Raw genomic sequence first — 22386 nt, 5'->3', positions numbered from 1 at the left:
TCAGACCCAGTCCAGAGGAGAGCAGTATGCACAGCAAAGCCTTAGTTCTTTTTTCAGGCGGACAAGATTCTACCACCTGCCTTGCTTGGGCGCTGGAACGTTACGAGCACGTCGAGACCATTGGCTTTGATTATGGCCAGAGGCACGAAATAGAACTTGAGTGCCGGATAAATGTCTTGCAGGAGATACGGAACAGATTTCCGAACTGGGCTAAGCGACTCGGTGAGGATCACGTGCTTGACCTTAAATTACTCGGCCAGATCAGCGATACAGCGATGACAGGTGGGAAAACTATAGAGTTTGAAAAGAACGGACTCCCCAACACCTTCGTTCCCGGACGTAATCTGCTGTTCTTCACCTTTGCTGCCGCCATCTCCTATCGAAGAGGACTTAGTGTGCTTGTGGGTGGAATGTGTGAAACGGACTACTCAGGCTATCCAGATTGTCGAGACAACACACTGAAGTCGCTGCAGGTCTCGCTCGGCCTTGGCATGGATATGCCGTTAGTTATCGAGACACCCTTAATGTGGCTGGATAAAAGACAAACCTGGGAGTTGGCGAAAGAACTCGGCGGAACTAGCTTTGTCGAGTTCGTTAAGGAAGAAACCCACACTTGCTACCTGGGTGATCGTCAGCATCGACATAACTGGGGATATGGTTGCAACGACTGCCCCGCTTGCGAGTTGCGCCGAACCGGCTTCGAAGCATTCCTGCGAGATAACAACGCATGACCTACAGCATCAAAGAAATCTTCTACACCCTGCAAGGAGAAGGGCTTCGAGCGGGCCGACCTGCAGTGTTCTGTCGCTTTTCAGGGTGCAATCTTTGGAGTGGCCGGGAAGCCGACCGCTCCCAAGCTGTTTGCCAGTTCTGCGACACCGATTTTGCGGGTACGAACGGAACCTTGGGTGGCAAGTACCTGACCGCGGAGAACTTAGTCGAGCAAATTGCCTCGCAGTGGCCGGTTGGCCAAGCGCACCGTTATGTCGTGCTCACAGGAGGCGAGCCCTTGTTGCAGGTCGATGACGCGCTGATCGACGCACTTCATAACCAAGATTTCGAGGTAGCCGTTGAAACTAATGGCACCATCGCGGCGCCTACGGGGATCGACTGGATCTGTGTCAGCCCCAAGGCTGGTACAGAGTGGGTACAGCGAAGCGGTGACGAATTGAAACTCGTTTACCCACAGCCGGGACTGCTGCCCGACACCATTACAACCAACGACTTCAAGTACTACCTATTGCAACCAATGGATGGTCCATTGCAACGCCAAAACACTCGGTCTGCGATTGCTTATTGTCAAGCCAACACCACGTGGCGACTGTCCGTGCAAACACACAAGATATTGGAGATCCGATGATGTCCACGTCACCAGGTGCTCCTACCTCACCTTCGCCCGATGCTGAGTTCATGCTCAATTCGACTAGAAACACGATCTGTGAATTGTCGCAGCGGTTCTTCTTCGAGGCTGCCCATACGTTGAGTCGTGGCATAGAAACTGAGAGTAGCCGGCGCATCCATGGGCATACCTATGAAGCGGAGGTCACCGTCGCAGGTCAACCAGATGCCACCTCCGGCATGCTAATTGACCTGGGCTACCTACGAAGTGAGATTGCCCGTGTTCGCGAGATGCTCGATCACCGACTACTTGACGAGGTGCAGGATCTGGGGCCGGCCACAATCGAAAACCTGTGCGCTTTTATCCGTAAGCAACTCGAAGATTCAGTGCCTAGTCTATGCGCCGTTATGGTCGAGCGTCGCCTCAGCGGTGACCGCTGCGTGTTACGCTGGACGCGGTAGACTTTGATCACGTAGGCAACCCGCCAGGCAACACGCATGTCGAGTCGAAGCAATTCTGTGTGCTCACCGAACGATGACGCAGAACGCTTGACCTTTATAAATTCACCTCATCACTCCGAAGTAAAATTTACGCAGCTTTTGCAGAATGCTTCGATGATGCTCGATGCGCCTTTTCCTAAGGGATAGATCAAATCCTGTCTTATCCGACTCACGGGATAGAAGGCTTGATGCTTCGCGCTACCGGCAACAAACAAAAAGTAATTAGCTTTTTTGGCTAAATTCTGCAGAGCCGGGGTCGCAGTATGATCATGATTGAGTTCCACTCGCAGACCTTCGAACATGCCTTCCAGTACCGTTTTAGCCCGCCGCGCGGCCCCTTCAGTAAGGCTGTAGATAGCCAGCAGCCTACCCGATAGCTTTCTTGTTTGGACGTCAAGATCAGCATCGCCTCCTTCAGCAGCTAGTGGCGGATAATTCGCCTCATTGCTCTCACCAAATATCTCTCTGGCGAGACTTTTGGTGAGAACACGCTGCGCTAACTCGAGACGAGTCCAGCGACTCAAGGCAAATCCTTGAAGTACCAACCAAAGCTTTCGCAACTCTTGCTGCCCCGGTTGAGTCTCGTCCAGAAGCAACTCGACAATCTCGAGCATTTCCGAATAAGCACTGACCGAACCGCCCTTCTCCCATAACAACTCCAAGGATTCCCCTAAGCGCGCACGGTCGCCGATTTGGCTAGGGCGGGACAAGAAGCGCTGCACAATCTGCCCTGCCAATTGTACGTCCGACGGATTAACCAAATCATCGAGCGCCAGCAACTCCAGCCATTCCAGCCAGAAGTGCCCGGAGCAGAGGATTTGACGATGATCCAGCCAGTCCAGCAGTAGCGGCAAGCTGTCTCGCAACAATAGGGAAGTACTGGCATCGCCATGCAGACACTGACTCAACTGAGCCTCCGAGAAGGACTCTATTGACCAACTCTGGCTCTCCTCCTGTAACTCATGAATCAGGGCATCTGGGTCAGTGGAAGCCTCCTTCAGGCGTTCTAGCCATCCCTTCCAACCAAGCTCCCTACTACCATCGAAGATCTGGCACATGCCTTGCCACACCGACTGCAGGCGTGGATAAACGTAGAGTTCATTTTTTAACTCTTCGGGTGCTTCCTGCACTGCGACCCAGATCTCGCGTAACTCTTCCATGGAGGCAGATAGCGAGCCTTCGAGCACCAGTCGCAGATCGTTGAAGGTCTGGGGAGATTCGACTTTTTGCAGCGAACGGATTGGCGCTATGGTTGGCGCTACCGGGGTCTTGATTGGCACATTTGCCCAGTCGTGCAATCCGCAAATCCAGACCGGATCGATGAAGTCAGGAAGACCATCAAGGCCATCAGAAAAGCCCAATGCCCCGTTGCCTATCGCCCAGAGTTTCCAGTCAGATGCAAAGCAATCGCGGGTCTCCAGGGGGGGCCGATTGGCAAAAAGGGGGCTGATAGGCTGACATAGAAGACGTATATGTTCTAGAGGGACCTCGCCAAACGCTGCTGGCTCCAGCAAGCGATCACCGCCCAAATTACCTATGGCACGCAATAGAACCCGAACCAGTTGGGCAGGCATTCTTCCGCCCAGCATATCCACTAGTCGGGGATGTCCTAGAATGTCCGACCAACGACGCTCAGCCTCCCAGGCCTGCAACTCCAGAGAGATCAAGTTTCGCTGACTGAAATTGCCTGTCGTTTTGAGTTCGTCAAAAAAGTGCGATGCTCTCGAACCATCTCTGGACTGACAAGCAGCGAAGAAATCCCGCAGGATCCGCCCAACTGGCCGCTTCACCACAGCGGTTACTGGCGGCCGTTGCTGATAAAGATCCAGCACCGATGCCAACGCTTGAAAAACACGTTTACGTAAAGCGAAGTCGCTCTGTGACTGGCGCAACAAATCAACTTTGAGAAGCCCTGCAGGTGCCTGCTGTAAAAGAATCTGTTCGATTTTTTCCCGGGCTACCTTAATCAATGGAAACTCTGGATACGTATCCGCTGCTCCCAACACCGCTTGCAGTATCTGTCGCAACTCCTCCAAAGATCGACTGTCGCGCTCAGCACCATAGAAATAAAGTTCGCCGTCACGACTAACCGGGAGCAGCAACGGCCATTTTCCATCGATTGCTGAAGACATGAGTGGCTTGAGTAGATCCTGAAACTTTGGATCATACGGGTTAGTCAGCGAAAGCACTCGATCAAGATCGATTTGATTGTCTTCAGTGAAAAAATTCCGAAGCCAATCTGGTGGAATACTCATATATCGGCCTCGAAACAATAATGATTTTTGAATTCAAGAAACGCATCGGATATCACCTGTGCGTCTTGTGTCAGAGTCACATGCTCATCGTTTCGTTGCGTACCGCTGAATGTGTAGTTCAAGGAACCCTTAAGAAACCCTGACCGGGTCAAAAAGCCCTTCGAATGCAGGGTGTCACTGATCAGGTAGTGAAAGTCCTGATTGTCGCCGAGACGATTTTCAAGGCCACGGACAAAATAGCGACTGGAGTCTACATCGCGGGTTGCGATTCGCAAGGTACACCCCCCCGTGACAGCCCGTGCCAATAACTCGCTGAACGAAACGGTTCGACTACCCCACTTGGGTTCCAATGAATTCCATTGCCCTGAGCGATTATCCAATAGAGGAAAATCGCTCAACCAAGGTGATACAAGCCAGATCTCGTCTGGATTGATCAGCAAAGACGCCAGCATAGTGCTTAGCACTTCACGAAACTGCCTACGGCCCAGAGGTCCATGCAGAAAAATCTGCCGCTGCTCATTCATAGCGCGCCCTCACTGCAAAGCCTCCGCCAACTCTATGACCAGCACCAGGGAACCATCTTCCCTCTGTAGTTCGCCCACTCTGGGGTAAAGTAACAAACCCAGATAGTCAACCGGATACAACTGTACCTCGGTAATAACTTTTGACACTCCCCCCTGCTGATCGCGGGGAATCACCAATTCAACGCTACCCTCTTCTCGCAAGAATTTGTGCAACTCACTCAAATAGGAATTTGAATACACTATCCGAAGTCTACGCCCGGCGAACAAACCAGCGCCAAGCATTCGCTCCGTGGCCGAATTCCCATTACTAAAAGGATTGTAACGATTCAATTCCGATTGGCGAATTGTGTTACCTCGCGGCCACAACAACCCCTGATTAACACAATGAGCACGAAATAAATCAGAGACAGTCGCATTCGCTCTCATCTTCTGCGCCGCCAAGGTGTGGGAAACGATATTAAGGGGCCACTCAATGCCACTCCTGACCTCGAGTTCTCGCCATTGCTTGAGCAATGTAAGCAGTTCAGCATCCGTTTGCCGACTGCTGCTCGGCTTGAGTATGCGAGAGTGCAATACACTGAGAAAACTGTGGCTAAGTGCAAACCCCGCCCGCAAGAGACTGGAATGCATAGCTGCACCGGCCTTGCGACGCTGCTTATGACCGGCTGCTGCACGGACATCCGTTAGAACCCTCTCGACCTCCTCATCAACAGAAGCCCTCTCCAGCAATTCGTAAAGATCGAAGTCAATTTGCTCGTAGTCACCCGGGCGCAAACTGCATGCCAATACATTCAGAAATCGCAAAGGATCATCGAAGTAGTCTTCGGCCAAGCGACTGATGATTCCACAACCACCCGCTTCGACCTCGCTGAGCCATACTTCCAGGTTACCGTCTTGCCAAAGCGCATCAGCATTCACCGAGCGTTCATTGACGTCCCCAAGCAAGGTGCATAGTGTTAGCTGGGTTGCTGCTGCCAACGTATTGGCCAGCAGTTCTTTTGTCCATTCCACAATATCTGGCAAGGAATGAATATCCCGCCACAGAGGCTCGGCACAATCTGCTAGTTGGGCTAACACTTCAGAGCATCCCAGGAGTCCGCGCAGGTCGGCCTGTAATTCCTGCTCCCTGGAACTTTCTTCTTGCTCATCGAGTTGGAAAAGGCTTTGCGGAATAGCGAGCAAGCGTTCCTTACCCTCGTCGGAAAGTAGACGGCGCAAGGCTCCATGCATCACCGATGGCTCGGCCGGGCCCACGTCTTTCAACTCAGCAGCCAAAGCGGCTAGGAAGCACTCACATACCCAATTGGCTGTAAAGGGGTCACCGTCGAAACGACCTAGTTGCTCGACCCGCCGCCGGAACAACAACGGACGCAATGCGGCGGATATGGCAAGGGTCCCCAGGAGATCTGCAATAGTTTCATCGCAGACTCGAAAACGAAGGCGCATACCATCCACCCACTGACGCGCACCTACGGCTATCGGCTCACCTTGGCTTTTCCATGCAAAATTCACCCGCGCGATTTGGCCACTGCGAAAACGCAGCGTGGCATCGGCTCCTTTGCTATAGCGCACCACCTCAAGTGGCGTCATCTGCTGGTGGAGGCAAAACGCCACATCAATCAGGTGCTTCCTCCAACTTCCCATCGGTGGCTTCTGAACAGATGTATGTTCGGCCAAGATGAATTCCGAGTCCCAACGCAGTCGGGAATTACTCTTTTCTGTCAACCCACTCGCCTTGCGCAGAGCGCGGGTATGTATTTCCAGCGGGCGCAACACAGACAATTCTGCATCGGATCCCGCGGCCACCGTCCCTTCGTTCTGTAGGTACTCTCCGAATGCTTCCGCAATCTCAAAGTCAACCTGTTGTAGGATATCGGCAATCGGCTGGAATCCCTCCGGGATCAGCCAGTCAGCCAGGTCATACTTGATAGCAAAACGTTTGGAAATCCTGCCGGGGGAGAACTCGCGCAAAGCCTGATAAAATGGCAGTCCTTCCCATTTTGCATCATTACCCTCCCCACGCTGCAAAGACACGAATAGGTTGGGAATATTTAATTCGGCGAACATTGCCTCTGGAATGAAAGCCGGCATCGGCGAGCGGCCTCGGGGTAACTCTTTCCATTTTTCTCCATACTCGCACCACAGCGTTTTCAATTGCCGCCGAAGCGTCGGCAAAAAAGACAACATCAATGATCGCGGTGAAGCCCACAGCACTTGCTGCAAGGCTGCCTCATCTATGCGCATCGCGTCCTTCAAATAACCAACATATCGGTCCTGCATTCCACCAGGTTGCAGTACTTGCTCAACAGCCGAGAGTAAGGTCGTCAGTTGTGCAGACGATCCTTTGGGATACTTCAGGATTCTCCAAACCGACCCCCTCTTCAGCACCATCGCTAGCCAATCCAGCGTTGCCATTGCCCCCTGCATCTTCTGGATATGCCCATTCTGAAGGGGCAACCTCTGTCGCTTGATTTCAGGGGTAAGCAAATCCTCGTAACGCTGGAAAGCAACTCGATCTCGACCGAACTCAGAAAGCACAACGAGAGTCCATGGGCGCATCCCGCGGGGGCGCCCAGCACGCCCCTTGCGCTGCAGATAGGATGCAACGCTACGCGGCGCCTTATGCTGCAAAACCGCTCCAACCAATGGATCGTTAAAGCCGACCTCCAGCGAAGCAGTAGCCACTACTATCTCGGAGTTAGGGTCGACGCCAGAGTCCTGACTAGAGGTCCGGCCTACCAGAGCGCGATCATCATTGTCGAGCGAATGCCCGATATCCATGCCTATTTGCCAGTCTTGGCCTAACTGAATACGTTTAAGGCGGCTTGGATAATCTAGATAGCGACCACCTCCCCTCAAGCTTGCCAGCGGTTCATGGTCCGGCACCAACTGCGCGCCCCTGGTTTTCCAACCTTCAGCGTCTGCCAGTTGGTGATAGAGTCGATTGTTGACATCCAAATCATCGGTAAAGACGAAAGTTTTACTTCCCCATGTTCCACGCGATCTCTTGTCACGATTATCTAGGATACGTCGAGTCAACATGGCGGCCTGAATGGTGGTGGAAAGCAATGCGGTTTGAGAAACCGGATCCCCGCGCAACAACATAAGATACTCGGCGCCCTCATCCACCATCTCATCCGCAAGAGGCTCGATCAACTCCACATGACCTTCTTTCGCCCCGATTAACTCGGAAAAAAAAGCAGGTGCGCCACTCAAAGTAGCGGAAAGTCCAACGAAGTGTGGGCGGCATTCACTTCGCTTCATCCAACGCCGTAGCAGATAGGCCGTCTGCGCTCCGCTACTACCTTCATAAGTATGCACCTCATCCAGCAGCACCAGTGTGGGCCCCTCGGAGTTACCTACCCCAAATAAGTGGTGGAATGCATAGTTCCCAAGATGCTGATTCAGCATTTCAGTCGTCGTGAAGAGGATATCCGGTGGCGCAGCAGCCAGAGACCGCCGAGTCAATCGAACCTCATCATGAGGTACATAATGATCACAGCGACTGCAGTGCAGTTCTTCGCGTTGCGCGACAGACCCCTCCAGACGCCATTCCATTTTTCCGGAGCAATCCTTCCTTGGGCAACGCAACAAGTCGAACGGCAAATTGCCGCTGAACTTTTTTGCGGCTTCATGGGCAGAACTGGTGTTCTCCAGCGTGTCGCCAAAAAATGCCCCAATGGAAATTTTTCGGCCTGACTGCGACTTGACCAATTCGTCCAGTTTTCGGCATTGGCTCCAAGTCTCCATGAACTGATCCTTAAGCAGTTCACGCCGCGGGTAGATCGCCAGAATGCGTACTCGCGAGGACGCATCCTCAGCCAATTGACTGCATAAGGCAGCTAAGGCTGGTAAATAGAAAGCTAAGGTCTTGCCGCTACCAGTGCCGGCACAGACTATGCTGCCGGCAGCATGGATGGACCGATCCTTAGACGCCTGCAGGACTCGATTAGTAGCACGCACCTGAAAGCCGGCCAGAAGCAGGTTCTCCTGGTGTCCCAGTAGAGCGCGGATTGGCAGGTGGAATCGCGCAGAAGCGTCCTCGCCCAAGCAATCTAGCAGTTTCTGTAAACTCTGATCGCGGCAGGGGTAACTACGCGGCCGTCGAACGAAACGAAAATCGGAAACTAGCGTACGGGCCTGGTCGGCCGGTTTGTTTAAGAACCACTGGCGAAGATGGCGGTACAGATGCACAGCTTCTCCCATTCGCGTCCTGTAGCGCTTGGATAATCCCTCAGGGTGGGGAGCCTCGATCACCATTGCGTGGTCGCAGAGTCCGAGCAGAACGTCATAGGGATCGTCCTCGGGAAGCACCTCTTCGAGTGTCGCAAGTATCTCGTCTTCAGTGAAGAAGCCACCGGTGTCCCCCCAGGCCAGCAAACTCGTCTCCAACACCTCCAGGCGATCGAGGGCAGTACACAAACTCTCAAGGGATATTTCCATCAAAATAGCTTCCTACTGCGTTCGACGGAGAACTGACCTAGCAAGTCATGCTCAAGAAGCCAACAGAAAGTGTGCTTGTCCATCTCCGACAATAGAACACCTGCAGACCTACCACGTTGGTTCAATACCTTGAAGAAGCGTTTAACGTTCTCGGGAAGATCGAGCTGCATTTCATCTCGAAGTTGCTCCATACGCTTTTTAAGCTTCATCAAGTCTTCAAGCGGCCACACCGTTTCCGGCACGCGCTTTGCCAGGACTTTAAAATCGCCCTGCGACTTGACATAGTCATCGTAAAGGTGTTCAAAACCCGGTATCTCACGCTGGCTATCGAGTATCACTTTCTCAACCATGCACTGGCTATACAATTGTTCGGTCCATGATTTCCAGCAGGATTCGAGTTTGTTTTCCAGTTGGACAACTAAATTTTCAAGTGCAATCCTTGAATTATCTAGAGAGTCATCCTGACGAGAAGATTGTTTATAAGTTTTCCACACCTCAAAAAAAACATCTAAACTCGCTAAAGTCCTATAGATCTGGTCGTGAAACTCACTTTTCAAATCCAGTGACTCTGGAGCATCATCCGGCAAGGCAGCTAGGCTCGATGATTGCCGCCGCAGCAAAACAAGCTTTTCTGAAAGCCCCGAAAATCTCTCGAAAATTTCTTTGCAATCATCAATGGCTATACGCGAATCACCAATCGACCGGTTCAATGAGATCCGCTCACGTAAAACACTAACTTTTTGCTCAAGACTGCTCACGGCATTCCTCCAACAACCCCGTCAAAGTACCAGTCAACACCATCAATAACTCAGTAACTCTCGCTTGTGACTTCTCCAAAATATCCAGACCAAATTCGCGACTCTCATTTTCCAGCCGCGGCGATACATATGCTTCAAACTTATCCCACGCCGCAAATGACTGAACTGCCTTTTGCAGACTGTCTCCGTCAACTTGATTGATCAGTTGCAGCCTCCTGGACAATTCGGATTCCTTCCAAAACAAAAGAAAAGTCTTGACTGCAACCCAAACCTCGCCCGATCGTAGAGCGCTCAAGACCTCTAGCATCTTCTTAGAATTCGGCACCTCTGGAATGTGAGTAGGATAATGACGCCCCTCCTCACTGATGCCACGAACAATCTCAGACATTTCATCCAGCAAGGAGCAAAATTGCTCGTACCGGGAATAACCATCAAGAACGGACAATATATTAAAAGACGACTGCAATTCCTGGGTAATTTGCCTATCATTCCGGGCTAACTTCTGCCCAAAACCGATCTTACTAGCCTCTTTAAATGACTTGAGCGCCAACTCTCCATCCACACCATGGTCATTGGCAGCAACCAATTTCAACCAGGCGTCTCGCTTTCCTTCCCATTCATCCAACGCCCTTGTGCGAAGCTCTAGCAATCCGGGAGAAGCAGGTGTAGGCAATGACTCCAAGACCTTTTTTGCCGGAGTAAGCAACTCATTGAGTCGTTGACGATCATTGGATGCAGTACGCCACAACCCCAAAACTGGAACTAAGCTCAACTGTTCAAACAATACCTCATGTAGTTTTGAGCGTTCCATTAGCGCAAGCGTTTCTAGAACCTGAGGGACCCAATAGGCGGCGAAATTTTGATAGCGCAAATAATCTTCGAATCCACCATCGTATTGCCAACCTATCCCTCCGGGTTTCGGGTTGGCGGTTTCGTAGCGTAGTAGCGCCAGCGTAACCCCCTTCAAAACAGCTGCCTTTTGAGGGTCGTCGAAGTCTTCTTCCTGGCAAAAACTCACCAGATTAGTGGTTCTGTTCCCTGTGATGGAAAATGGAATATTTATATAAACAAAGTTCCCACTCAGTAATTCCGGCCGCGCCCCTAAACCGAACCAGTCAGAATGAGCATATTGCTGATACATCTTGTTCAAGGCGTTTCTTAACTTTTTGGACTCTTCTTGCTCCAACTTCCTCTTGCGCTGGAACCACTCTGAAACAACCTCTTCCAATCGATGCTGATCGGGATCGGGTTTTGGTCCTTTTGGCTCTACCGCCGTCTTAGTATTTTTTGGGCCCTTGACTGTCCGCGCCGGAGGGCGAACAAAACCGACAGGCTGGACCTCTTTCAACAAAGATGCCAATTCATCTAGCCCGAATACGTTTGCCACACGCCAATCCAAGTCCTGCTGCAACTCTGCAATTGATCGGCAACCATGGCCCCAAATTGCAGCTACGGTTTCGCAACGTGCAGGCTGGTCGAGCCTATACAGATCGATCAATCCAGCACCGCCCTTGATGCCGGCAAACTCCGCCGGCGGAAATCGACGTTCATTGCAAGCCTGACGGTGATCACGTAATACACGCAACACTATCTGGTTCAAGACTTGACGGGGATTGAACTTCAACTCTTCGTCGTCGCTACAATAGTGCCCCACCAACGCACTGATCGCGTTACGATTGAATGGAAATAGCGGTACACCAGAAGGCGAAAGACCGAACGCTTGAAGTTCCTCCGGCGGACCTTCTGAATCCTCCCAAACTGGCGGCCAATCAGGTTCGGTCGAGCGCTCTAACCAAGACGCTTTCAACTTTGCACTGCCGTGACGGGCAGCGTTAAGGTAGCGACCACAGAAATCAACGATACGCTCCAGCGTTTGCTCGCGACTCTGGCCATGATCACGTATCAGCCACTCATATTGTGCACGTGTCTGAATCGTGTCCTGCCTCCGTAGATACCCTTGGTAACCATCCGTTACCGCGATAGCCGAGCGAAGCGTACACAGTTCCTGCTTTTCATCCCTAACAGCCTCTTCCAGAAGGCTATCGATCAGCACATCCTCGATAGCAGAAATCGCCGCCATATCCTCCACTAGAACGACCAAGGTACGACCTTGGACCTTCAACGTACGACGAATGTCTTTGAAAAGATCTACAAAACTACCGCCATTGAAACTGAACAAATGGCGAAAGGCTGTTCTGGTGGACTCTCCCAGCACCTCATTTAGAACACTTGCCGCTGCTTCTTGCGCCTGCCTATTGGTGTTCAACTGGGCCCTACTGACATACTGCCGAGCGCTTTGCGATAAGTCATCGAGGTTGAAACTGAAGTCCAAATCCTCGGCAATGATTTGGTAATCGTTTCGGCTCAACTCTTGATCGGTAGCGCCCTGAGTCAAACGACTTGCAAACTGATAAATACAGTGTTTTGGGTTAAGCAAACTTTTCTTAAAGTTAGGGTCGGTAATCAATTCTGAAAGACCACAACCCGGATTTGTGTGCGCGAGCACAGTTCGCCAACGTAGCGTTTTTTCAACAGGTAATTCTCGGGCGGCGTGTGGATTTTCCTTGTAAGATAGCCTTTCTTTTTCGACATCGTCATTGAGTCGCCGCAGTTGCTGGGACATGAAAGTCAGCAACAAATCTGCGACCTCCTCAGTCCTCAGCATTTCACCTACCGACTGAATACGTAGACGCGCACTGTCAAACGCGTCGCCTTCCAAACCATCCAGTAGAACTTCCAACACCTGGCGTAAACTCGAATTCTTTGGAATGCGAACAATGTGCCAGTTGACGGATTGCGACTGCAGTTTTAGCTGGGCTTCCAACCAGCGAATCAGATGAGACTTACCGACGCCAGAACGGCCGATTAAAGGAATCGGCCGTTCTACCTCAAGAAAGTGCTTTAGCAAATCGGCTTCAGTGCATTGCTGCTCTGCTCCGTTACCTATCCGAAGCAATTGCATAGGTTCATGCACCGCTAAGAGTACGTGCTCAGCTAATTCCTCTGCCTCCGTACGGATACACTGGAGAATATGGTCTGAAGTCGGCCAGTAATTGATCAGACTCATACGGCCACCTCGTTACGGTATTGAATCTCACTTACGGAGCGTTGAACACCATTCGGCAATAGCAGACGCATACTCGAACTATCGTCCGAGATCTTTTCCAAGCGCAATCGAAATAGACTTTCCAGACGGATTAGAGCGTGGCTAAGTGCGGCACTGATTTCATGCGAGGCATCTGTTTGCCAATCTGCCATGTAAGGTTCCAACAACCTTCGGTAACGCCCACCATCCAGTAGTGGCAAAAAATCTCCTAACCGCTCGACAAAGATCCTGACCGCCAGTGCTCGCTCACCCTCAAAGATTCGTTCGAGATAGGGTTCAATAGCCCGTGTTGGATCGACAAGGTAGCCCTTGCCGAATGGCTCTAGAAAGCCAAGAAAATCTCCGTACGCTAAGAAGGTCGAGAGTTCGTTAGACTCATTCAATCCTCTGCCCGGCAGATGGCTATTTACTGCCTCAGCAGCATTAGCAGAACTTACCGAGTCGCCCCCCATGAAAGTGTAACGACGCTGCGCCAATAAACAGGTCATGGCTCGAAAGAACGGTTCATTGCGAGTGCCATCCAGAATAACGCTGTCGGGTCCTTTAACTGCGTTTTTAATAATTAATTCCAGCACCCGAGAGGCCAGACTCTGATCTCGGGCCTGCGGGGGTAAGAGGATCACTCCTTCACTATCCTGCAACCACAATCCTTCTTCCAACCAGAAATCTAGATTTGACTCAAAACGTTTTGCTCCATTCTCACTTTTCGGGAGCAAGTCCGGCCGCAAAGTATCCAATAACTCCGCGCGAGCAACTGGCTTTCCTTTGCGAACCAGTACACGATCAATAAGATTTAGCAGTATTAGACTGCTACCAGGGTGGGCATTATTCACCATGGACATATTTATATTTCCCTTTCGAAGTCGACCAAATCCTTGCTTCGGGTATCACATTCCCACCAGTTTCGGTACGGGTGATTCGGATCGCTCAGAGTCTCGGGCGCAACTATCAGCCTTGCCGGAGCATCGTAACCTCCCGCAGGTAGGTGACTTTCCTCTGGCATGAGTAATACCAACTCAGTCCAACTTCCAGCACTGTCGAATGGTTCCAGGGCACACCAGAAAGGTAGTGTTCTAAAACCAGCATCGGTCTGTATTTCATCCAAAAAAGCTCGACTGGCACGGACAGCCTGCACCTGCTGGCTGCGCAGGAGAGTCACCATCCATCGCCGCCAGTTATGAATCAGAGCACGAGGATTAACGCTACGATAACTCTCCGCACGGTAGTGGATCCTCTGTAACTGGAATTCCGGCATCCATTTCGGCGTTGCAGGAGGCACTATGCCAGTCACATGGGAAGACGCACTCAACGTTGGCGTAAAGGGCCCCCGCCCCTGAGCGCGGCAACCAGGGCATCCGCCGCAACTGCGTTCAGGACTGAATCCATCCAGTCTGTAGAACTCTTCCAGCAGGCGGCACAACGACTGATCCGGATCATCCAACCATCTACGCAAACCGGCGAAGTTCTCTTCCATTGCCTGTTTTTCATGGGTGCGCTGAGGATCGACATGGCGCTGCCAGATATCTTCGGACTGATGAGCATCGATCAGGATTTGTATATCGATACGGTCAAAATAGTTGTCACTTTTCAGTTCATCTGTATCTGTAACTACGGCGCTTTCGTAAACAGCCTCGGGCGGCGAATAGCGCAATCGAATCAGGCCTGCTCGTTGCATCAAAAGCAACGTACGTACGTTCCATTCTGCGTTCCCTTCGCTACGACGTTTCAAGTCGCGGCGAAACATCGACAGAGAAACACTGAAGCAACCATCACTGCTGCGCTGGCGGGTTTGCAGCAAGGCGTTCCAGCGGTCCAAGCCCAACTCACTGGATATCAGCCTTGCTCGTGATATCCCCTCTGCCACCTTTATCTGCTCCGGGTAGAAAACCAACCAAGACCAGCAGGCATTGCCATCGCGCCCAGCACGCCCAGCCTCTTGATAGAAGCGATCTAAATTTTCCGGTACTGCCGCATGCAACACCGAACGGACGTCGCTCTTGTCCATACCGACACCGAAAGCGGACGTCGCAACCATTATGTCCAGGTGGTCATCCTGCCACTGGTCTATTAAGCGCTTGCGCTCTTGGGTATTGGTTTCGCCGTGGAACAAACCAAGACGCCGGAAGCCCTGCTCGGCGAGCAGGTCTCGCCAGTTCTTCGCATCCGCCCGAGTCGTTGTGTAGAGAATCAGAGGTCGAGGCAAGCGCCACAGCATGTCCAACACAACCTGCCGGTGCTCTTCCTCTGCAAAGACTCTACGGACATTGAAGTTCACTTCCGGTCGCAAAAAACTGCCGTTGATATCTATAGCCTTCTTTCCTTCAGGAACGAAGGCTTCTTTCAACACCTCCAGAGCCGCGACATTAAACGTAGCCGACATCAACAAGGTGCGGATGGCGCTTGATGAGTACTCCCTGAGAGAGTGGAATAGAGGGGCAAGCAGTTGGAAGTCAGGACGGAACTCCGCCCCCCATTGACCGACCAAATGTGCTTCATCGATTACTAGCGCACCGAGAAGTCCTTTCGCAGCCAACTGGAATAGCAGAGGTCGAAGACCCGATATGGCGGACTCGGGGGCACAGAACAAGATCCGTTGACTGCCGCAATGCAGGCGCTCCCGTATCTCCCGACGCTCCGCTTCCGCCTGGCCACCGATCCACACGTAGCTACCACCGTGTCCGCATCCTGCGGCCTCCAGCACTTCTCCTGCGCGCGCGGCCTGCTCGATGGAAAGTCCGGTCGTAGGCGCAATCACAAGCACCACTTTCTGCCGATAGGCAAACAAACTCAAAGCATGGACGGCCAGAGTCTTGCCGCAACCTGTCGGCAGATTGATGAAGACCGTGCTGTCATCCGGAGAGGTCAGCAAGGCCCGAACCGCAGTTTGCTGACCATGGCCATTGTAGCTACTGAATCCAACACGGCCCAAAGCACTGCTCAAGGCCACGTCTATTTGAGGTTGGTGCAGGAATCGGCGACGTTGACGTCTGTAAACTGCCAAATCCGTTTCTTCGAAAGCAACCTCTAACCTGATCCGGTCGGTCAACGGATCTTGAGTCAGCCCCACTCGGAATAGGTGTTGCTTTTCAACGGAACCGGCAGGCAGTTGAAGCAGCAAATCAGTGCAGCCATGAGCTTGAGCACAGCCGAAAGCATCACGGCAAGCGACGGCACGATCGGCCGAGCCCGCCTTGGCGTCGCCGAACACTATCAGCAGGCGGAGAAAGTACGGCTCTACGACAGACTGCTCGGATTGATGCTCTTGCGCCAGCAGAGCTCTCTGCAAGGCGTTCCATTGGGCTTGAATCATTCATTCCTCCACAGATCTTTCGAACACAGGATCTGGGCGTGTACCGCCATAAGGTGTACGTGCGACTCAAGGACGGAACCTCGCAGAGCGCCTATCTCCTCTACGATCCTCTTTCGGCTCAACTCAGTGATACTCAGCACCATGCGTTTCCATTCACCCGCAGGTAAGAGAAACTCCAACTCGGACCAGACATCATGGCGCAGATTGATATCCTGGAAGATGGCGCCCGTGGGCTTCTTGTAAGGCCATTCCAGGGATTTCAATGTGCTTTCGGCTTTTACCAGGCTGCCGTCTTCAGCGAGCCAGTGTCCATGTACCGCAGGTGCCAGTAACTCATCGGCGATAACTTGTTCCTGATGCGTGCAATCCGGCCGGGCAGCGGTTACCAACCACTTGAAATGAAAGAAAATCTTTGGCGCTTGCAGGGCACTGCTATTAAGAATTCGCAAGAATGCGCAGGTTGCCCCCCGCGAATCACCAACGGCCAGTTCATATATGGAATCCACGAACGGCTGGCCGTAACGGAAGGGATACACGCCCGATTGAACTGAAGCCTGCTGCCGCGAGAAACTCATGGAGGCGGTGTATGGCGGGTTACCACTTTCCGGATCAATACCCGTGATGCAACCTTCGATAAAGGTCTTCACGTCCACCAGGGTGCGACCGCCAGGCTCAGCGGGGTCAAGGCCGAAGCCCAACCTAAATTGCTGCTGCAGATCCCCCTCTAGCCTGAAGTTCAAGCCGCGCGTCATCCAGGCACACATGCGGCCAATCTGCTCCTCGGCTATTTCGTCCGCCTCGGAAATTTTTTCGGCGAAGTCCCTTGCCTTGGCGACATCCTCGTCCAATGCAAGCAATTCTTCTTGTACTTTCACCCGACGGCGCTCGCGATCCAGCAGGCCGCCCTCGCCGCTCAGCTGCTTAGCGCAGACAAGCAACTCTTCATCGCCAGATCGCGCGACTGTCTGCCAAGTCTTTTCGAGGTGCTCCTCCAGTACGTACTGCAAGCTTGCCACTGTCTGATTAAACACACCTACCGATGTGTCAAGCAGATCTAGCCACCGTCGGAGCAAACCATCATGGTCAGACATCAGAACCAAGCTTTTCACAGGCCTGATGCCACGCAAATTTGCGCTGTAACGGTTCAATCGTCCCAGACGTTGTTCAACGCGACTGAACGATCTCGGAAGACTGTAATGCACGGCGAGTTTCTGCCCTCCATGCAGGTTAAGACCATCTTCACCACCTTGATCGCAAACCAATACCCGCACAAAACTGCCCGACTGCAAGAACTCCGAGTCGCGGTCGGAATTATTGCGCACTATACCTACAGCCAGAGAGTCACCGAGCGTAGCGGCAACATGATCCGCGACGACTTCGTCACCGCAGAAAACAACCACCTTACCCTTAGGGTTTTCGACTAACCAAATTTCCAGACTCGCGATCAAACTACGATCTTTACACGCCTGCTCTAGTGAGGCCTGCTTGGATATTTCGGTAAGGAACTCCCGCTCGGTTGCTTCAAGCGTGGCCGCCAGTTGCCTGTCGAACCTATCGGCCCGCTGCTTGACCAGTAATGGACTGCCCAACATGTCGTCAACCCAGTTCAGGTACTCTCCAGAACTCATTGCCTGGAACTCATCAGGATCTCGGCAGGCCTGGCTACGGTACTCTTCCAACAACAGATCCAATGGCATGCTGCGTGGTTCTATCGGCCAATATTGACGGCGCAAACCAGCCAATCCTGGAAATAACTGCGCGAGATGCCCCATTTCCCGGCGGTTACGAAGCATGCGCTGATGCAGTCGGTAGTGTTCTCCGAGGTAATGCCGCAAGCCTATGATCTGTTGCTCGCGCTCCTCGCCGCTCTCCTCGGCGAAGAGATCCACCAACGGCATCAAACTGCCGATTCGCTCATGCAACTCCTGATCCTCAGGGAATTTACTCCGCAGATCCTGTAGTGCTTGTTCCAATGCGGCGTTCGAGTTACCCGGGATCAGTGCGCTATACAGCCCGCCAAGCCACTCACGCTCCTTGACTCGAGCGATGAAACGCTGAACCCCCGATTCCGAGATCTCATAAGCTTCGGGACTCAAGCAATGCAGCATCGCCAGGAAATTCCTTTCGTTCCCATTTAACGGGGTTCCCGACAACAACAGAGTCACCTCGGCTGCTTGGCAGGCCTCCGCCAGCACCTGAAACAGGTCATTCGAGCGTTGCTCGGAGGACCAGGCCAGCGGCGCCAATTGATGCATCTCGTCAACGACAAACAAGCTAGGCTGGCCACCCTCCTGCAAAGCCGTTACCAACTGTTCATGACTGCATACTCGAATCAGCTGTTCCGATCGATGCTTTGTAGACATCAACTCGCCAAGATGAAATCGGTCCCTTAACTCCTCATGCCATTGAGTGACAATAGAAGCCGGCGCTGCAATTAGAACATTGGCGTCGAACTTTTTCTGAAGCACGTGCTCACGGATGATCAGACCTGCCTCGATCGTCTTGCCCAAGCCCACTTCATCCGCTAGCAGGTACTTCGGGCATGGATCCTGAAGGACGCGCCTAACCACGGCAATTTGATGCGGCTCCAACTCTACGCTGCTGCTGGTAATCGCACCGATGGAACGGCAAGCCGCCCGCTGCTCGATATACGCTTCGAGGAAATCCTGGCGTAGGGGGAAGAAAAAAGGCGCGTCGTTAGCCCTAGCCGCCAGGAACGCCGAAGGATCGAGTAAATCCTGCGTTCCGAGGTTCAGGCAGTAGATTTCATCGATATCGACAACCGCTTGATCGTTATCGTCAGCGCGAAAAATTACCAGATGCCGATTGAGTGGCCGCGAACCGCCGTACCGACCACGCCGCCAGATACCTGTCGATTGATCTCGACAATAGACGATGGCTTCCTCATACAATTGAGTTTTCCTAACGTCGACTAGATCGACCCTGAGCGTCCTCGCCTCAGGATTTAAAGGGGATTTGAAGAACGTGACTTCGCACTCGCCCTTCTCAAGATCCAATCTCGACAGTTTGCCAATGCCAGGAAAAGCACTGGACAGAACCAACTCACCGACTTCTAAAACCTGGTTCACTTCGTCCCTCTACCAGTATTATTTCCTATCCTTTTCCGTCTCTTACTAGCAACATGAACGAGGCGGTGGCGCTTGGCGCCTCACGCGGTAATGGGCGCGACTTCTGAGGCCAACACTTCCGGTGACGCTCACCCTATCCGTTGGCCATAGCCGGGTAAAGCCATAGCATGGTGTTTTTTTGCTATCACAGCTAGCCAATGCACGATTGGATCACCCGCAGCCATCAGTGGACCCGCAAAAGGCGACACATAGCCACACACCCATTGACTTTACCGGCACAGCATGCCTAGCACTGACCCTTGAATGCCGCCAGCGCACTAGCACCGGTTCCTGACGCGATTCTCTGCAGGACTCAACCATATGTAACCCTTAAGTACATATCCATATGCGCTTACCTGTACAACTACATTTTTCGAACAGATCGAACCACGCTGAAACACGCTGCTGAAAAGCAGCCGTTCGAATCGAAAAAATCCATAACGCCATGAAATTCGGCGCCCCTACGAAAGTCGGCCCCCGAGTGCTGTTCTGCGTGGTATCAGCAATGCCCTGGCAGCCGGTCAATCGAGTTGTCCATGCTCATGTAACGTCCTACTAGTGAAATCCAAAGATTGCCCTAGGCCGATCCCGGATCAAACTCAGGATTCCGTATTCCAGATGGTATTCCAGTAATTTTCATAACAGCATTTTCTACCTAATTTTCAGATAGATATAGATTCAATTCAGATAATCCCGGCCTAAGCGAGCCTTACAAACCTAACAGTTCGCGTAGCTCGCAAGTGCTTTTTTCTGTGCCCGGACCGATAGCGTTGGCTCAATCGCACCGCTGCCATAGCATCGCCCCAGCCCTCCCCCCTTGCAGAACCTCCCCCACAAGCCGAAACTGCACCAAACGACGAGGTACACCATGGCACTCCACTACCCGCCCAGCCTCCTGTCTCAAGAAGAACGCTCAGCCATCGCTGAAATCGAAGCCACCACCAATATCCTGCGTCTGGTGACCCGGCTAACCAACATGCGCTTCGCCGCGATCACCAAGTTCGGCGACGCGGAATTGGTGATCTGCTCCGTGCACGATTCCGCCGACCTGGGAATCGGCGCAGGCGAGGCTTTTCCGCTGGAAGACACGATCTGCAGCGAGTTCCAGCGAGACCCAGCGCCGTTGCTGATCCCGAAAGTCAGCCATGACCACAGCTTCGCCTCACGACTGATCGTCAAGACCTATGATCTGGACAGTTACGTAGGCGTGCCCATTTTCCTGCCTGATGGTCGCTTGTATGGAGCGCTTTGCGCGATTGATTCGCGGCCTGTGCTGTTTGAAGATCCGGATGTGTGCGAGACGCTGGAGATTTTTGCCCGGTTGATCGGGTGCATATTCTTTGCGAGCTTGGCGGTTAAGGTGGCGAGTGTCGGGATTGAGTTGGAGTGATTGTTGGAGGGGGATGCTAGCTCAGGTCACCCTCAAGCGATGTGTACACACAGTCCCGCACAACAAGCGCGACAACTGCTCCACCGAATAGGGTTTATGCAACAACTCGAATCCATCGGTCCCTTTCTCTGCCAGCACATGGCTGTATCCCGACGTCAGCACTACAGGTAAACCTGCGTATCGCCGACGAATCTCATGGGCCAACTCGATGCCTGTCATCCCCGGCATCACTACATCGGAAAACACCACTTTGAATCGGCTGGCGTCGCGGGCCAGTTCGGCCAGGGCTTCCTGTCCATTGATGGCAAGGACCGGCCGGTAGCCTAGATCCGTGAGTGAGTGCATCGCAAAGGCGTCCACTTGAGGGTTGTCTTCGACGATCAATACACCGGTGCCGTGCCCGTGTACCAATTCATGGGTCGCTTCGACATTCCGTGGCTCGCGCGGCTCGGATGCTTGGGGCAGGTAGAGTGTGAAGGTGGTGCCTTGATCGACTTCACTGTCCACGGTGATCTCGCCACCCGATTGCTTGGCGAACCCAAACGCTTGCGACAGGCCAAGGCCCGTGCCCTGCCCCACGCCTTTGGTGGTGAAGAAGGGCTCGAATATCCTGCCCAGGTGCACCGGCGCGATGCCGCTGCCGGTATCGGTCATCGAGATCACTACCTGATCGCCGGCGATCATCGGCTGTTCGCCAGCCTTGGCTTCGTAGCGGGCTGGATCCACTCGGATAATGAGGCGCCCTTGGCCGACCATGGCGTCACGCGCGTTGACGGCCATGTTGACGATTGCCATGTCGAACTGAGAGGGGTCGGCGATCACGAAGTGGCTGTGTTCGGGGATGTCCATCACCAGCTCCACTTCGGCGCCCACCAGAGTCTTGATCATGCTGGCCAGGGCCCGCAGGTTCTCTGCAGGTGCGAACACAGTCGGTTGCAGTGTTTGACGCCGGGCGAAGGCAAGCAGTTGCGAGGTGACTTTGGCGGCTCGTTCGACGGTGTCGGCGATGGCTGACACGTAGCGTGCGCGTCGCTCGCTGGAGAGATCCGGCCGTTTGAGCAGGTCAGTCGACGACTTGATTACGGTCAGCAGGTTGTTGAAGTCGTGGGCGACGCCACCGGTGAGTTGGCCGATGGCTTCCAGCTTCTGCGATTGACGCAGGGCTTCCTCGGCGGCGGCCAGGGCGTTGGCGCTCTCCCGCTCGGCGGTGAAGTCGCGGCCCACGGCGTTGATCTGCTGCTCGTCTGGCTGGGTCGACCAGGATATCCAGCGGTAGTACGCCTTCATAGCCGACGCTTTCGCCCTGCACAGGCGAAAAGCTGTAGGTCCATACGGTCTCTTCCTCTCTGCCGTGACGCCGCATCATCATCGACAAGTTCTCTATGGAGAAACCATCGCCTGTGGCGAGCACCTGTGCCACTTGGGGGCTGAGCACACGGGCGATGTCGGTGAGCACCTCCGGCATCGGGCGACCGAACGCTGCAGGGTGCCGATCGCCCAGTGCCAGGCCGTAGGCATCGTTATAGAGCAACCACTGCTGCGGCCCCCAGTAAAGGGCCGCGATGCCCTTGGTGTTCAATACCAGCGACAAGGCAGTACGCAGGGATGCAGGCCATGAGCTGTAATCGCCCAG

13 protein-coding genes are annotated in these 22386 nt (G+C 53.1%); 4 read left to right on the top strand and 9 right to left on the bottom strand.

All coding sequences use genetic code 11. The features are described 5' to 3' along the window. Positions 1-26: 26 nt before the first annotated feature. From queC to BLV18_RS02700, 3 genes are read left to right on the top strand one after another with little or no spacing between them, the layout of a single operon-like run. Positions 27-731 (top strand): 7-cyano-7-deazaguanine synthase QueC, encoded by a 705-nt coding sequence (gene queC / locus BLV18_RS02710; RefSeq protein WP_090356180.1) that lies wholly within the window; start codon positions 27-29, stop codon positions 729-731. Beyond that, a complete protein-coding gene (queE, locus tag BLV18_RS02705) occupies positions 728-1360 on the top strand; it encodes a 7-carboxy-7-deazaguanine synthase (RefSeq protein ID WP_090356177.1) in 633 nt (210 codons plus the stop codon). Before queC ends, queE begins: the two co-directional genes overlap by 4 nt. Then, a complete protein-coding gene (locus BLV18_RS02700) occupies positions 1360-1800 on the top strand; it encodes a 6-pyruvoyl trahydropterin synthase family protein (RefSeq protein WP_090361968.1) in 441 nt (146 codons plus the stop codon). Before queE ends, BLV18_RS02700 begins: the two co-directional genes overlap by 1 nt. A gap of 110 nt (positions 1801-1910) precedes the next feature. On the opposite strand, the gene dpdD is transcribed toward BLV18_RS02700, so the two are convergent. Genes dpdD through dpdE form a run of 8 tightly spaced genes read right to left on the bottom strand, consistent with a single transcriptional unit; the run spans position 1911 to position 19324 of the window. Then, positions 1911-4094: a protein DpdD gene (gene dpdD / locus BLV18_RS02695; protein WP_139211002.1), complete on the bottom strand. Its 2184-nt coding sequence runs from the start codon at positions 4092-4094 to the stop codon at positions 1911-1913. Next, positions 4091-4618 carry a phospholipase D-like domain-containing protein DpdK gene (dpdK, locus tag BLV18_RS02690; RefSeq protein ID WP_090356170.1) on the bottom strand — a complete coding sequence of 176 codons (528 nt, stop codon included), beginning with the start codon at positions 4616-4618 and terminating at the stop codon, positions 4091-4093. The genes dpdD and dpdK overlap by 4 nt, the downstream gene beginning before the upstream one ends. Positions 4619-4627: 9 nt before the next feature. Beyond that, the gene (gene dpdJ / locus BLV18_RS02685; protein ID WP_090356168.1) at positions 4628-9061 is read right to left on the bottom strand and encodes a protein DpdJ; all 4434 of its coding nucleotides are present in this window, start codon (positions 9059-9061) and stop codon (positions 4628-4630) included. Continuing rightward, positions 9061-9819 (bottom strand): hypothetical protein, encoded by a 759-nt coding sequence (locus tag BLV18_RS22185; protein ID WP_139211001.1) that lies wholly within the window; start codon positions 9817-9819, stop codon positions 9061-9063. The genes dpdJ and BLV18_RS22185 overlap by 1 nt, the downstream gene beginning before the upstream one ends. Further along, complete coding sequence (dpdH, locus tag BLV18_RS02675; protein WP_090356162.1) at positions 9806-12886, bottom strand: protein DpdH; 3081 nt, start codon at positions 12884-12886, stop codon at positions 9806-9808. The genes BLV18_RS22185 and dpdH overlap by 14 nt, the downstream gene beginning before the upstream one ends. Beyond that, complete coding sequence (gene dpdG / locus BLV18_RS02670) at positions 12883-13767, bottom strand: protein DpdG (RefSeq protein WP_090356159.1); 885 nt, start codon at positions 13765-13767, stop codon at positions 12883-12885. Before dpdG ends, dpdH begins: the two co-directional genes overlap by 4 nt. 2 nt (positions 13768-13769) lie before the next feature. Further along, the gene (dpdF, locus tag BLV18_RS02665; RefSeq protein ID WP_090356157.1) at positions 13770-16235 is read right to left on the bottom strand and encodes a protein DpdF; all 2466 of its coding nucleotides are present in this window, start codon (positions 16233-16235) and stop codon (positions 13770-13772) included. Further along, positions 16232-19324 (bottom strand): protein DpdE, encoded by a 3093-nt coding sequence (gene dpdE, locus BLV18_RS02660; protein ID WP_090356154.1) that lies wholly within the window; start codon positions 19322-19324, stop codon positions 16232-16234. Before dpdE ends, dpdF begins: the two co-directional genes overlap by 4 nt. 907 nt (positions 19325-20231) lie before the next feature. Between dpdE and BLV18_RS02655 the strand changes: the two genes are divergently transcribed. Further along, positions 20232-20753, top strand: a complete 522-nt coding sequence (locus BLV18_RS02655) for a GAF domain-containing protein (protein WP_090356152.1) — start codon at positions 20232-20234, stop codon at positions 20751-20753. Positions 20754-20774: 21 nt separating this feature from the next. Here BLV18_RS02655 and BLV18_RS02650 read toward each other — a convergent pair whose 3' ends face one another. Continuing rightward, positions 20775-22040 carry an ATP-binding protein gene (locus tag BLV18_RS02650; protein ID WP_090356150.1) on the bottom strand — a complete coding sequence of 422 codons (1266 nt, stop codon included), beginning with the start codon at positions 22038-22040 and terminating at the stop codon, positions 20775-20777. Positions 22041-22386 lie beyond the last annotated feature (346 nt).

The organism is Pseudomonas coleopterorum (assembly GCF_900105555.1).
In the GTDB taxonomy this organism is placed as follows: Bacteria; Pseudomonadota; Gammaproteobacteria; order Pseudomonadales; family Pseudomonadaceae; genus Aquipseudomonas; species Aquipseudomonas coleopterorum.
This window is presented reverse-complemented; position numbering and strand designations above follow the sequence as displayed.